Origin of the sequence: Kitasatospora sp. NPDC101447 (assembly GCF_044767225.1) — a bacterium.
GTDB lineage: Bacteria > Actinomycetota > Actinomycetes > Streptomycetales > Streptomycetaceae > Kitasatospora.
Genome location: NZ_JBIWNL010000003.1, coordinates 88,695 through 102,536, shown reverse-complemented (window position 1 = coordinate 102,536; position 13,842 = coordinate 88,695). Strand labels below are relative to the sequence as shown.

Below are 13,842 nucleotides of genomic sequence, written 5' to 3'. Positions count from 1 at the left end.
TAGGGAAGTCGCCACGGAATACCCAGGCGCCCGCCCGGCGAGCCGCCGAGCGCGATTCCGGCACTCACCACCGCCTCCGCAGCATTCATGTCCGTGGCGCTCCGGTCACGGCCTGCGATGCCCTCGCCCCGCCGACCGTCCGCGCGGTGACCGTTCGACGACAAACGCCCGCTGAGGCGCACGGAGGAGTAGAGATGTCGGATTCGGGGGCCGACGCGGCCGCGACGGACGCCGGACTGGCACGCCTGGTCCGCGACGGACAGGAACGGGACCGGTCCGCGGCGGAGGCGGACGCGTTCCTCCTGCGCGGGTTCCTCAGTCTGCCGGAGGACCGGCAGGCGGTGCTGTGGAGCTGCCTCGACGAGCCCGCCGGCCGATCGTCGACGCCCCTGCCGGAGCCGGACGCGCCGGGTCGTCAGATCCTGTACGACGCCTACCTCCAGACGTATGCCGCGCGGGTGCCCGATCGGTCGTGCCGTCACCTGATCGCCGCCCTGGCGGAGTTCGTCCGGCACGGCGCCACCGACGACACCGAGGGCCTCACCGGCCATCTCTCCCGATGCGACAGCTGTGGTCGCGCCCGGACGGAGCTGACCGCCATCGACCGCTGGCAGCGGCCGGTCCTGCGCCGGGGGTTGCTGCTGTGGACGGGAGAGCCCTCGGCCACCGCCTCGTCGGCGGCCGAGGCCGGCACCCCGTCGGCGGCCGAGGCCGGCATCCGCCCGGAGCCGGCAGCCGCACCGCGACCCGCCCCCCGCAGCCGCGCGCGCCCGCCGCACGACGGCGGCCGGCGCCCCGGCGGGCGGCGCGCGCTGACGTCCTTCGCCGCGGTCGGGGCCGGCGCGGTGTCGGCCCTGGCCCTCGCCGGGGTGGTGCTCACGATGGTGGACTCGGCAGGAACCCACCCCTCACCGGCCGGTGCGCTCACGCTGCCGGGCTCCGCCGAGCCGGCGTCCCCCGCGGGTTCCTGGAGCCCGGCTCCGTTGAGCGTCGCGGACTCGCCGTCGGCCACCGCACCGGTAAGCCCGTCGCCCACGGCCTCGACCGCCTCCGCCTCGGCCGGCCCGTCACGTGCCCGGCCGACCGAGTCGGCCGTCCCGTCCTCCACCCCGTCGAGCCCCGCACCGGCGACGGCGGCCGTGGCACCGCCCCCGAGCCGCCCGGTCGGCCTTCCGCTGGTGAACAGGGCCTCGGGGCTCTGCGTCGCTCCCACCGACCGGAGCGCCGAAAGCCCGCTGCAGCTCCAGCAGTGCACCGGCCAGGCCGCCCAGCGCTGGGAGCTCCTGGCGGCCGACCAGGGCGGCTACCAACTCCGCACCGCGGACACCGGACTGTGCCTGGACGGCACGACGTCGGGCGGGAACCTCGTCGCGGTCACCGTGCGGAGCTGCCGGTCCGACGCGCAACGCGCGGAGCAGCTGTGGAGGCTCGAACCGGACGCCAAGACCGGTGCCGTCCGTCTCTGGTTCGTACCGTCCGTCCCGTCGAGCGACGACGCCTCCCACCTGCTCGGCCCGGACAACTGGCCGAAGGCCGACCCGCCCCGGAGCGGATCGGCGCTCGTCCAGCTGCCCGACTACTACCACTCCGGCAGCTTCCTGTTCACCCTGGGATGACCGGCGAGCGGCCACCGGCGAGTGGCCACCGGCGACCGGCGATCCGCGGGCGTGGCCGAACGCTGCCCGGCCCGCGGCCAGGTCGAGGCGGGGCCCGGTCGGCGTGGTCATGGCCGACGTTCCGCCCGGCGCCGCCCCCGTCCCCGTGCCCGTCGTCGCCCCCGTCCCCGTGCCCGTCGCCGCCGGACCACCCGTCAGCCGGCCGCGCGGCACCGCCGGCCATGGGTTAAGCGGAACGTTAGGGCTTGGTTAACCGCGTCTTCGAGGACGGGTTTCGGCCACCGCACTGCTCCTACGATCAGCCGGGTACAGCGAGTGGTCCGCGAGTGCACCTCGGCCGTCCGCCCGTCACCGGAGCGGTACCGGTGGTGCCGAACTCCCGCTGTCCGCAGCGCTGTCCGAACCGCTGTCGGCCGCGACAGCGCTCGCCGTCCGGACCGGTCGGGGGGCCGTCCGGCGGCCTTCCGACAGCCGCCCGCACCGCATCCGCCCCACTGCCCGGGGCCGGGAACAAGCTGGCCCGACCCGGGCACGGAAGCAAGCCCGCCGCAGGCGCGGGCACCCCAGGGGGACACCCCCGGGCCCCGTACAAGGAAAGGAACGTGATGGGACACCGAAGCACCGAGCGTCGCCGTCGCCGGCAGAAGCGCTCGACCCGCACGACGGCACTCGTCAGCCTGGCGGTCGCCGCCGGGATGGTCGCCGGCGTCCTGGGCATCCAGACCGCGTTGGACGCGCCCTCGCGCGTCTCGGCCGCGGCGTCGGCCGACGATCTCGGCGCGAGCCAGACGGTCGGTCTGGTCACCGACGACGACGGCGAGACCGGCTCCGCCGAGAGCGGCACCAAGGCGCCGGCCGCGCCGAAGCGTGACGCCAAGGCGACGCCGCTCAAGGAGATACCCAAGGAGCAGCCTGACCGCGGTCTCGTCTACGCCGGTCTGAGCCTGCCCAGCGACGACCGCTGCGCCGGACAGCTGCAGGTCAGCGGCGGTACGCTCTGCAGCCACGGCCCCGACGCCCCGCCGCAGGGCGTCGACATCCACAAGGACGCCGCCCCGGTGGCCGCGGCCGCCGCCCAGCCGGCCGCGCTGACCCCGGCGGCGAACGCCCAGCCGCCGTCCGCCGCCGACCTGTTGAAGGGCGGCTCGCCGGTTCTGGACGCCGGGACCAAGGCCCTGGTCGGCGACGCGGCCGACGCCTCGCCGAAGAACCCGGCCGCCGGCGCGGCCGCGGGCGGCTCGGCCGTGGTCTGCGACGGCGACGGCACCAGCGGCAACCGCGTGCAGGTGGTGTACGTCCACGCCCCGGGCAAGGACCGGTTCGCCCAGTACCTGGCCTCGTTCAAGAAGTGGGCCGCGGACGTCGACACCATCTACGACGCCAGCGCCCAGGAGACCGGCGGCGACCGGCACGTCCGCTTCGTCACCGAGTCCGACTGCACCGCCGCGGTGCTGAACGTCCAGATCTCCGACGCGGACATCAGGGACTTCAACTCGCAGAACAACGCGCTGGCCAAGCAGGGGTTCAACCGCAAGGACCGCAAGTACATGATGTTCACCGACGCCCAGGTGTACTGCGGCATCGGGACCTTCGACGGTGACGAGCGCCCCGGCGCCGACAACCAGAGCAACTTCGGTCCCTCCTACGGCCGTTCCGACTCCGGCTGCTGGGACGGCGCCACCGCCGCGCACGAACTCGGCCACAACCTGGGCGCTGTCAACGACAGTGCGCCGAACTCCAGCAAGGCCGGCCACTGCGTCGACGAGTGGGACCTGATGTGCTACTCGGACGCCCCGAACTACCCGAAGATGAAGACCGTCTGCCCGGACAACAGTCACGACGACCGGCTGGACTGCCGCCACGACGACTACTACAACACCAACCCCGCGCCCGGCAGCTACCTGGCCACGCACTGGAACGTCGCCAACAACCGCTTCCTGATCGCGGGCGGCGGCACCGGCCCCAACCCGACCCCCACGCCGACCCCCACGCCGACCAAGACCGGCGGCCCGTCGCCCACGCCGACCAAGACCGGCGGTCCGTCGCCCACGCCGACCAGTACGGCGAGCCCGTCGCCCACGGCGACCGCCACGCCCACCAAGACCGCGTCCCCGAGCCCGACGGCCACCGGTACCTCCTCGCCCACCGCCACGCCGTCACCGACGGCCACCTCCACGACCGGCTCCACCGGTCCTGACGTGACGGTCAGTCAGGTCACCCAGAGCTCGGCCATGCTGAGCTGGCCGGCCGCCAACGGTGCCGCCGGCTACGACGTCCTGCTGAACGGACAGTCCGTCGGCACCGTCCACTCGACCGTGGTCGGCATGGTCCGGCTCGCCCCGGGCACCCAGTACAAGGTGGCCATCGCCTCCCGTGACGCCGCCGGCAAGGTCTCCAAGCCGGGTCGCACCGTGACCTTCAAGACCACCGCCGACTCCGGCACGCCGCAGCCCGGCACCCGCTACACCCTGGTGAACGGGCTCACCGGCCAGGCCGCCGACCTGTGGGGCAGCTCGATGAACGACGGCACCGTCGCCATCGCCTACCAGCGCACCGGCTACGCCAACCAGAAGTGGACCTTCGAGGACGCCGGGAACGGCACCCTGCGGATCAAGTCCGTGCGCTCCGACAAGTGCCTCCAGCTGGGCGGTGACGCGGTGGCCGGCCAGTACGTCGCCCAGCAGCCCTGCTCGGACGCGGCCGCACAGAAGTGGCAGGTGAACTCCGCCAACGGCGGCGTCACCATCACCGCCCAGGGCTCCTCGCTGGTCCTCGGCATCAGCAACCGCTGGTACTACGGCGGCTGGCTGCTGGAGCTCCAGCAGCCGAACGGCCAGGCCTTCCAGAACTGGTCGCTGCAGAAGACCTCCTGACCCCGGACCGGGCGGCCGGCCCCCCTCCGGCCGCCCGGGCAGGTCGGTCGGGCAGGCCGGTCGACCCCGGGCAGGACCGATCGGCCGGGTGCGGCCGCCGTGAACCGCGGCGGCCGCGCCCGGCCGTCCCACTCACCGTACGAGGAAGCAGCCCATGCGCATCCGTTCCATCGCCGCCGCCCTGGCCGTCGCCGGGGCGGCCGTTCTCGCGACTGCCTCAGTCCCCGCCTCCGCCCACGGCGACACCGTCCACCTGGAGATCACCGGCGCGGACAACGGTCACGTCGCCACCACTGCCACCTTCGAGAACGACCACGACCCGGTCACCGAGGGGTTCGCCGGCTCGCTCGCCGCGACCTCCTCCGACGGGCGCACGGTGGGCCCCTGGCGCCTGGTCGCCGTCCCGGGCCACCCCGGCAGCTACACCACCCGCGAGATCCTGCCGGCCGGCCACTGGAAGATCACCGTCGACTGCGCCTTCCCCGACCTCGGCCACGGCGAGCGCGAACTCGACGTGCAGGCCGCCGCCATCAGCGACCCGGTCGGCTCCGTGCCCACCACTGCGCCCACCTCCGGGCCGACCACTGCGCCCACCCCTGCCCCCACCTCCGGGCCGACCACCGTCCCGTCCCCGGTCGTCACCCTCGGCCCCACCGCCGACCCGACGGCCCCTGCCCCCACCGACCCGACCACCTCCGCTCCCGCAGGCACCTCCGCTCCCGCCACCGCTTCCGCCACCGCCTCCGCTTCCGCCACCGCGACGTCCGGTGCCCGGCCGAAGGACTCCGCGGACGACGACGGCTCGACCGCCGCCGCCTGGGCCGCCGTCGGCACCGCGGCCGTCGCCGTCGTGCTCGTCGTGCTCGGCTTCCGTCTGCGCCGCAAGGCCACCCGCGGTTGATCCACCCCCGGGGCGCGCCCTGCAGGCGGTGGTGCTGTCGGCCTGTCCGCGCAGTCGGAAGCGGACGGCCGGACCGCCGGGGGCCGCCGGAAGGATCAGCCCGCGCAGGTCGGGCAGAGGCCCCGGTAGGTGACCTCGGCCTGCGAGACGGTGAATCCGAAGCGCTGCTCCGTCGGGAGGTCGGCCAGCGGGTTGCCGAGCGGGTGGACGTCGCGGATGGCGCCGCAGCCGGTGCAGATCAGGTGCTGGTGCGGGCGGTGCGCGTTGGGGTCGTAGCGCTTGGCGCGCCCGTCGGTGGAGACCTCGATGACCTCGCCGAGGGTGACCAGCTCGCCGAGGGTGTTGTAGACCGTCGCCCGGGAGATCTCCGGGAGGCGCTCCGCCGCGCGGGCGTGCACCTCGTCCGCGGTCAGGTGCACGTGCTCGCCGTCCAGGACCTCGGCCACGACACGCCGCTGGGAGGTGAGGCGCCAGCCGCGCCCGCGCAGTCGCTCCAGCAGGTCACTCATATCGGTTCACCTATTCAGGTCAAGGGGAAGACCGGAGTTTACCAATACACATCCTGGGTCATCCGGATCCCGATCGGATATGGGTTTGGTGTCATTCTTGACTTGGATTCCGTCCATCGTAGGATCGGCTCCGGCGCTAGCCTAGGTACCAGCAGTAGATGTAGATGCCGTAGGTAGCACAGAAGACACCGTGATCCGCCTTGTGAGGGAAGGATTCCCATGTCTGACATCCACGATGCAACCGGCGTAGAGGCGAAGGCGGAGGGCTGCCCGGTGAACCACGGGCGCGCCGCGCACCCCACGCAGGGCGGTGGCAACCGCCAGTGGTGGCCGGAGCGGCTCAATCTCAAGATCCTCGCCAAGAACCCCGCCGTGGCCAATCCGCTCGGAGCGGAATTCGACTACCCGGCGGCTTTCGAGGCGCTCGACCTCCCGGCCGTCAAGCGGGACATCCAGGAGGTGCTCACCACCTCCCAGGACTGGTGGCCGGCCGACTACGGCAACTACGGCCCGTTCATGATCCGCATGGCCTGGCACAGCGCCGGCACCTACCGGATCAGCGACGGCCGCGGCGGCGCCGGCGGCGGCCAGCAGCGCTTCGCCCCGCTGAACAGCTGGCCCGACAACGCGAGCCTGGACAAGGCGCGCCGCCTGCTGTGGCCGGTGAAGAAGAAGTACGGCCGCAGCCTCTCCTGGGCCGACCTGATCGTCCTGGCCGGCAACGTCGCGCTGGAGGGCATGGGCTTCCGGACCTTCGGCTTCGGCGGCGGCCGGGTGGACGAGTGGGAGCCCGACGAGGACGTCTACTGGGGCCCGGAGACCACCTGGCTGGGCGACGAGCGCTACACCGGCGACCGCGAGCTGGAGAACCCGCTGGCCGCCGTCCAGATGGGCCTGATCTACGTCAACCCCGAGGGCCCCAACGGCAACCCGGACCCGATCGCCGCCGCCCGCGACATCCGCGAGACCTTCTACCGGATGGCGATGAACGACGAGGAGACCGTCGCGCTGATCGCCGGCGGCCACACCTTCGGCAAGACCCACGGCGCCGGCCCGGCGGACAACGTCGGCGCGGACCCCGAGGACGCGCCGATGGAGCAGCAGGGCATCGGCTGGAAGAGCGCCTTCCGCACCGGCGTCGGCGGGGACGCGATCACCAGCGGCCTGGAGGGCGCCTGGACGCCCACCCCGGTCACCTGGGACAACAGCTTCTTCGAGACGCTGTTCGGCTACGAGTGGGAGCTCACCAAGAGCCCGGCCGGCGCCCACCAGTGGAAGCCGAAGGACGGCGCGGGCGAGGGCACCGTCCCGGATGCCCACGACCCGAACAAGCGCCACGTCCCGATCATGCTCACCACCGACCTGTCGCTGCGCTTCGACCCGGTCTACGAGCCGATCTCCCGGCGCTTCCTGGAGGACCCGGCGGCGTTCGCCGACGCCTTCGCCCGCGCCTGGTACAAGCTGACCCACCGCGACATGGGCCCGGTCGTCCGCTACCGCGGCCCGGAGGTCCCGGCCGAGCACCTGCTCTGGCAGGACCCGCTGCCGACCGTCGACCACCGGCAGATCGGCGCGGCCGACGTGGCCGACCTCAAGCGGCGGATCAACGACACCGGCCTGTCGGTGGCCGAACTGGTCTCCACCGCCTGGGCGGCGGCCTCCTCCTTCCGCTCCAGCGACAAGCGCGGCGGTGCCAACGGCGGCCGGATCCGGCTGCAGCCGCAGATCGGCTGGGAGGTCAACGAGCCCGACCGGCTGGCCGCGGTGCTGCGCACCCTGGAGGGCGTGCAGCGGGACTTCAACGCGCAGGCGGGCGGCGGCACGCAGGTCTCGCTGGCCGACCTGGTGGTGCTGGCCGGCGGCGTCGGCGTCGAGCAGGCGGCCAAGGCGGCCGGCCTCGCCGTCGAGGTGCCGTTCGCGGCCGGCCGGGTGGACGCGCCGCAGGAGCTGACCGACACCGAGTCCTTCGCCGCGCTGGAGCCCAAGGCCGACGGCTTCCGCAACTGGGTCGGCAAGGGCAACCGCCTGCCGGCCGAGTACCTGCTGCTCGACAAGGCGAACCTGCTCGGCCTGAGCGCCCCGGAGCTGACCGTGCTGGTCGGCGGCCTGCGCGTGCTGGGCGCCAACCACGGGCAGTCCGCGCACGGCGTGCTCACCGAGACCCCCGGCGTGCTGACGAACGACTTCTTCGTCAACCTGCTGGACCTGGGCACCCGTTGGACGGCCACCTCGGAGGACTCGCACACCTTCGAGGGCCGGGACGCCTCCGGCAAGGTCAGGTGGAGCGGCACCCGGGCCGACCTGGTCTTCGGCTCGAACGCCGAACTCCGGGCCGTCGCCGAGGTGTACGCGAGCGACGACGCCAAGGAGAAGTTCGTGACGGACTTCGTCGCGGCCTGGGTCAAGGTCATGAACGCGGACCGCTTCGACCTCGTCTGATCCCCACGGCGGTGCGGGCGGGAGCCCGGGGCGATCGACCCCCGGGCTCCCGCCCGCGTCACGGCGCCCCGGCTCCCGCCCGCCTGCCGGGCCGCGTCGTCACGGCGCGTCGGGCGCGGCGCCCACGCTGACCAGCCCCGTCTCGTACGCCGCGACCACCACCTGTGCCCGGTCCCGCAGGCCCAGCTTGCCGAGGATCCGGGCCACGTGCGTCTTCACCGTCGCCTCCGACAGCTGCAGCCCGGCGGCGAGTTCGGCGTTGCTGAGGCCGCGCGCCAGCAGCGCCATCACCTCCAGCTCGCGCGGGGTGAGCGTGCCCAGCTCGCGGTGCGGCGCCGCGGTGGCGGCGCCGGCGTCCGGACGGGCGAAGCGCTCGACCAGCCGCCGGGTGATGGCGGGGGCAAGCAGCGCGTCCCCGGTGCGCACCAGCCGGACGGCGGCGGCCAGGTGCTCCGGGGTGACGTCCTTGAGCAGGAAGCCGCTCGCCCCGGCGGCCATCGCCGCGTAGACGTAGTGGTCGAGGTCGAAGGTGGTCAGCATGATGATCCGCGGCGGCTCCTGCGCCGGGGCGGCGAGGATCCGGCGGGTGGCCTCCAGGCCGTCCAGGCCGGGCATCCGGATGTCCATCAGGACCACGTCGGGCGCGGTCCGGCGGACGGCCGCGACGGCCTGCTCGCCGTCCTCGGCCTCCGCGACCACGTCGATCCCCTCGGACTCCAGGATCAGCCGGAACCCGGTGCGGACCAGGGCCTGGTCGTCGGCGACCACCACCCGCAGCGGCTGCGCGCTCATGAACTCTCCAAGGGGATCAGGGCCGTGACGCGGTAGCCGCCGCGCGGCCGGGGGCCGGTCTGCAGGGTGCCGCCGTAGACGGCGAGGCGTTCGCGCAGGCCGAGCAGGCCGCGCCCGTTGCCGGTGGAGGCGGCGCCGGTGGGGCGGCCGCCGGTGTCGGTGACCTGCACCTTCAGGTGGTCCGGGGCGTACTCGACGGCGACCGAGGCGTCGGCGCCGCCCGCGTGCTTGACGGTGTTGGTGAGGGCCTCCTGGACGACCCGGTAGGCGGCCAGTTCGATCCCGGGCGGGACGGCCCGGCGCTCGCCGGTGACGGTCAGCTCGACGGGCAGTCCGGCCTGCCGGACGCCGTCGACCAGGGCGTCCAGCCGGTCGAGGCCCGGCTGGGGGGCGAGGTCGGCGTCGGCGGCGGGATCGTCGCCGGCCGCCGAGTCGATGGTCAACAGGCCCATGACGTGCCGCAGTTCGGTCATCGCCGCGCGTCCGCCGGACTCCACGGCGGCCATCGCCTCGCGCGCCTTGTCCGGGGCGGTGTCCAGGATCTTGCGGGCGGCTCCGGCCTGGATCGTCATCATGCTCACGTTGTGGGTGACGACATCGTGCAACTCCCGCGCGATGCGGGCCCGTTCCAGTTCCACCGCGCGTCGCAGCGCGGCCAGCTGCTCGCCCTCCAGCGCGGAGAGCCGCTCCCGCCCCTCGTCCACCCGGTGGCGCCACATCCGCAGTTCGTAGGCGACCGCGAACACCGGCACCAGCACCAGGACGGCGATCACCCCGTTGGGGAAGTGCGGCAGCTTGGCGTCGTCGAAGAGCAGCACCAGCGCGGCGGTCGCGACCGGGAGGCTGAGCAGCACGGCCGGCGGACGGCGCTCGTACGCGGCCACGCTGTACGCGGCGACGATCACGACCACGCCCGCTGAGTACGCGATGTCCTGCGACTGGTGACGGACCAGCAGCGCGGTCGGCAGCACCGTCCAGAGCACAGCCAGCGGGAAGCGCCGGCGCAGCACCAGCGGCAGCGGCACCAGCGGGACCAGCAGCAACAGCCCGGTCACCGTGGTCACCTGCGGGTTGTCCGCGATGGTGGCGTAGCGACCGCTGCTGATGGCGAGGAAGAGGGCAAGGGCGACGTCGAAGGCCTGGCCGCGCCGGGTCGGCCGGGGCGGCGGGGCGTCCGGGCCGCCGGCCGGGCGGACCGCCGCGCGCAGCCGCCGCACCGTCGGATGGTTGATCACCGGGACATTGTGCGGGCCGGGGGCCGCCCGGCACAGCCCCGCGGGCGGCGGTGACCGGTACACCCGGCGACTACGTCGCAAGGATGACGCCGCGTCCGGTCCACCGGGCGCGGTACGGGAGTTGCCGCGGGCGGCGGACGCGACCGGGCGCCGCCCGTCCGTACCGTCGTGCCGACCACCAGGCACGACGTACGAGGAGCGGGGATGAGCGGAGTCCGAGGAGTGACCGGACCGGGGCCGGGCGGCGGCCCGGTGATCGAGCTGAACGGGGTGAGCCGCCACTACGCGGGAGCCCGGGCGGCGCTGGACGGAGTCACGCTGAGCGTGCGGGCAGGGGAGTCGGTGGCCGTGCTCGGGCCGTCCGGGAGCGGGAAGTCCACGCTGCTGAACCTGGTGGCCGGACTGGACCGGCCGAGCGCCGGGACGGTCACCGTGGCCGGGGTCCGCGTCGACCGGCTGGGCGAGGCGGCCTCGGCCCGCTACCGGCGCGCCACCGTCGGCATGGTGTTCCAGTTCTTCAACCTGCTGGACGACCTCACCGTCACCGACAACGTGGTGCTCGCCGGTGAACTGGCCGGCGTGCCGCGCGCCGAGGCCCGGCGCCGGGCCGGCGAGCTGCTGGAGTCGCTCGGCATCGACCGGCACGCCCGCGCCCACCCGGGCCGGCTCTCCGGCGGTGAGCGCCAACGCGTCGCGGTGGCCAGGGCGTTGATGAACCGGCCGACGCTGCTGCTCGCCGACGAGCCGACCGGTGCGCTGGACTCGGCTTCGGGCGAGGACGTCAAGGAGCTGTTCCGGGACCTGCACCAGGAGGGCCAGACCGTCCTGCTCGTCACCCACGATCTGGGCCTGGCCGAGGACTGCGCGACCCGCACGGTCCGGATGTGCGACGGCCGGGTCGAGGCGGACTCGGCGGTGACGGCGTGACCGCGCTCGGAGGGGTCGTGCGTGCCGGAGTCCGCAGGCGCCGGACCCAGTCGGTCGCGGTCGGGCTGGCCGCGATGGTGGCGACCACCTGTTCCGTCCTCGGCGGCTCGCTGCTGGTCGCCTCCCAGGCCCCCTTTGACCGGGCCTTCGACCGTCAGCACGGCGCCCACCTCACCGCGCGCTTCGACGGCACCAGGACGGACGCCGGGCAGCTCGCCGCCGCCGCGCACGCCGCCGGGGTGACGGTCGCCGCCGGGCCGTTCCGCACCGTCACCGTCGACCCCGAACCCGGCCCGGGGTCGAGCGTCCCGCCCGGGGTGACCATGGCGCCGATGACCGTCACGGGTCGCGCCTCCGCCACCGCGGACGTAGACAACGTGGAGATCCTGCAAGGCAGTTGGCCGAAGCGGTCGGGTGAGGTGGTGATCGACTCCGGGTACGGGAACCAGGAGGTGGACATCGGCGGCACGCTGCGCCTGCCCGGCCTGCCGGGAACACCGACGCTGAAGGTCGTCGGACTCGCCCGGTCCGTCAGCCGCACCTCCGACGCCTGGGTGACCCCCGACGCCGTCGCCGCCCTCACCGCGCCCGGCAGCACCCCCGGCTACGAACTGCTCTGCCGCTTCGCCCGGGCCGGCACCACCGGCGAGATGGCCGCCGACCGGGCCGCCGTGACCGCCGCCGCGCCCGCCGACTCGCTCACCGGCGCGCAGTCCTGGCTCACCGCCAAGCAGGGCTCCGACCGCAACACCGCGCTGTTCCTGCCCTTCATGGTCTCCTTCGGCCTGCTCGGCCTGGCGATGTCGGTGCTGGTGGCGGGCAACGTGGTGGCCGGCGCGGTCGGCACCGCGACCCGGCGGATCGGCGTCCTCAAGGCGCTCGGCTGCACCCCCGCCCAGGTGGTGCGGGCCTACGTCGCCCAGGCGCTGATCCCGGCCACGGCGGGCACCCTGCTCGGCGTGGCCGCCGGAAACCTGCTGACCGTCCCGGTGCTCGCCACCACCGGGCAGCTCTACGGCACCACCACCTCCGGCCTCGACCCCTGGGTCGACGCCGCGGTCGCGGGCGGCACCCTCGCCGCCGTCGCGCTGGTCGCCTGGGCCGCCGCCGCCCGCGCCGGACGGCTGCGCACGGTGGACGCACTCGCGGTCGGCCGCACGGCGGGCGGCACCCGGCGGGACGCCCTCGCCGCCCGCGCCGCCGCGCTGGCCGCCCGGCTGCCGCTGCCCCGGCCGCTGAGCCTCGGCCTCGCCCAGCCCTTCGCCCGCCCCGCCCGGGCCGCCGGAATGCTCGCGGCGGTGCTGTTCGGCACGACGGCGGCGGTCTTCGCGGTGGGCATGGGCGGGACGATGACCTGGGTGCAGCAGGCGAAGAACCACGACATCGCCGACATCCGGGTGCACCCCGAGCGGCCCGACGCCCCGGCCGCGGCCCGGTCGGCCCCCACGGCCGGTCCGGCCACGGCCGGTCCGGCCGCGGCCGATCCGGCCGCCGTCACCGCCGCCCTGACGGCCCAGCCGGGCACCGCGAGCCACTACGGCGCCGGCGTCGAGGACGTCACCGTGCCCGGGGTCGCCGGGAACACGACCGTGACCGCCTTCGCCGGCGACAGCAGCGGGGCCGGCTACCGGATGGTGTCAGGCCGTTGGTACCGGGGCCCGGGCGAGGCCGTCGCACCCGCCACCTTCCTGACCGAGGCCTCGGCGAAGATCGGCGACCCGGTGACCTTCACGACCCACGGCCGGGCGGTCACCGTCCGGATCGTCGGCGAGGTCTTCGACCCCCACGTGCAGACCAACGAGCTGTTCACCGACGCCGCCACCTTTCCCTCCGGGACGGACCCGAAGCCGGACGTCTGGTTCGTCACGCTGAAGCCCGGCACCGACCGCGTCGCCTACGCCACCGCCGTCGGCGCCGCGCTCGCCCCGGTCCACATGATCGCCGAGGCCGACGTGCCGCACGGCTCCAGCGACATGATCCTCACGATGCGATCCCTCACCGCGACACTGACCGCACTACTCGTCGCGGTCGCCGGGCTCGGCGTGTTCAACACCGTCGTCCTGGAAGCCCGGGACCGCCGGCGGGACACGGGCGTCACCAAGGCGATCGGCATGACCCCGGCGCAGACCGTGGGCGTGGTGCTCGCCCCGGTGCTCCTGGTCGGCGTCGTCGGCGGCGCGATCGGCCTGCCCGCCGGCCTCCTGCTGCACCGGGTCACGGTGCCCGCGATGGGCCACTCCGCCGGGCTGAACTTCCCGGACGCGGCACTGGACGTCCTCGGCACCCCGGTGCTGGTGCTGCTCGGGCTGGGCGGCGTACTCATCGCGGCGCTCGGCGCACTGCTCCCGGCCGTGCGGGCGGCCCGGGCGAGGACGGTGGATGCCCTGCGGGCGGAGTGACGGAGGGCGGCGGGGGTCCGGCGGGCGGGCGGTGGGCTCCGGGCGTGGGTGGCGCGGTCAGGCCTGGCCGGGCCTCCATCGTGATCCTGGGTGCAGGGCGCTGCCACAGGAAGGATGCGTTCAAACCTCGGCCGGGGTTCACAGCGTCGTA

Annotated in this window: 9 protein-coding genes; 6 read left to right on the top strand and 3 right to left on the bottom strand. The window is 74.3% G+C overall.

What is annotated here, in order from left to right; all coding sequences use genetic code 11:
• The first annotated feature begins 194 nt into the window (after positions 1-194).
• From ACIRST_RS05440 to ACIRST_RS05430, 3 genes are all read left to right on the top strand, one after another.
• Positions 195-1,616: an RICIN domain-containing protein gene (locus ACIRST_RS05440; RefSeq protein WP_402800261.1), complete on the top strand. Its 1,422-nt coding sequence runs from the start codon at positions 195-197 to the stop codon at positions 1,614-1,616.
• 605 nt (positions 1,617-2,221) lie between these two features.
• Positions 2,222-4,489: an RICIN domain-containing protein gene (locus ACIRST_RS05435; protein ID WP_402800260.1), complete on the top strand. Its 2,268-nt coding sequence runs from the start codon at positions 2,222-2,224 to the stop codon at positions 4,487-4,489.
• Positions 4,490-4,643: 154 nt separating this feature from the next.
• Positions 4,644-5,390, top strand: coding sequence for a hypothetical protein (locus ACIRST_RS05430; protein ID WP_402800257.1), 747 nt, complete (start codon positions 4,644-4,646; stop codon positions 5,388-5,390).
• Between the two features lie 95 nt (positions 5,391-5,485).
• Here ACIRST_RS05430 and ACIRST_RS05425 read toward each other — a convergent pair whose 3' ends face one another.
• Positions 5,486-5,899: a Fur family transcriptional regulator gene (locus ACIRST_RS05425; protein WP_350521088.1), complete on the bottom strand. Its 414-nt coding sequence runs from the start codon at positions 5,897-5,899 to the stop codon at positions 5,486-5,488.
• A gap of 219 nt (positions 5,900-6,118) precedes the next feature.
• Here ACIRST_RS05425 and katG point away from each other — a divergent pair, with 219 nt between their 5' ends.
• Entirely contained in the window at positions 6,119-8,338 is a 2,220-nt protein-coding gene (gene katG / locus ACIRST_RS05420; protein WP_402800254.1) for a catalase/peroxidase HPI, read from the top strand.
• Positions 8,339-8,437: 99 nt separating this feature from the next.
• Here katG and ACIRST_RS05415 read toward each other — a convergent pair whose 3' ends face one another.
• Together ACIRST_RS05415 and ACIRST_RS05410 are read right to left on the bottom strand one after the other, a co-directional pair.
• Entirely contained in the window at positions 8,438-9,130 is a 693-nt protein-coding gene (locus ACIRST_RS05415) for a response regulator (protein ID WP_396547148.1), read from the bottom strand.
• Positions 9,127-10,365: a sensor histidine kinase gene (locus ACIRST_RS05410; protein WP_402800253.1), complete on the bottom strand. Its 1,239-nt coding sequence runs from the start codon at positions 10,363-10,365 to the stop codon at positions 9,127-9,129. The genes ACIRST_RS05415 and ACIRST_RS05410 overlap by 4 nt, the downstream gene beginning before the upstream one ends.
• A gap of 204 nt (positions 10,366-10,569) precedes the next feature.
• Here ACIRST_RS05410 and ACIRST_RS05405 point away from each other — a divergent pair, with 204 nt between their 5' ends.
• Both ACIRST_RS05405 and ACIRST_RS05400 read left to right on the top strand, forming a co-directional pair.
• Positions 10,570-11,292, top strand: coding sequence for an ABC transporter ATP-binding protein (locus ACIRST_RS05405; protein WP_350525038.1), 723 nt, complete (start codon positions 10,570-10,572; stop codon positions 11,290-11,292).
• A 17-nt stretch (positions 11,293-11,309) separates the two neighbouring features.
• Positions 11,310-13,691 carry an FtsX-like permease family protein gene (locus tag ACIRST_RS05400; RefSeq protein WP_402800251.1) on the top strand — a complete coding sequence of 794 codons (2,382 nt, stop codon included), beginning with the start codon at positions 11,310-11,312 and terminating at the stop codon, positions 13,689-13,691.
• Positions 13,692-13,842 lie beyond the last annotated feature (151 nt).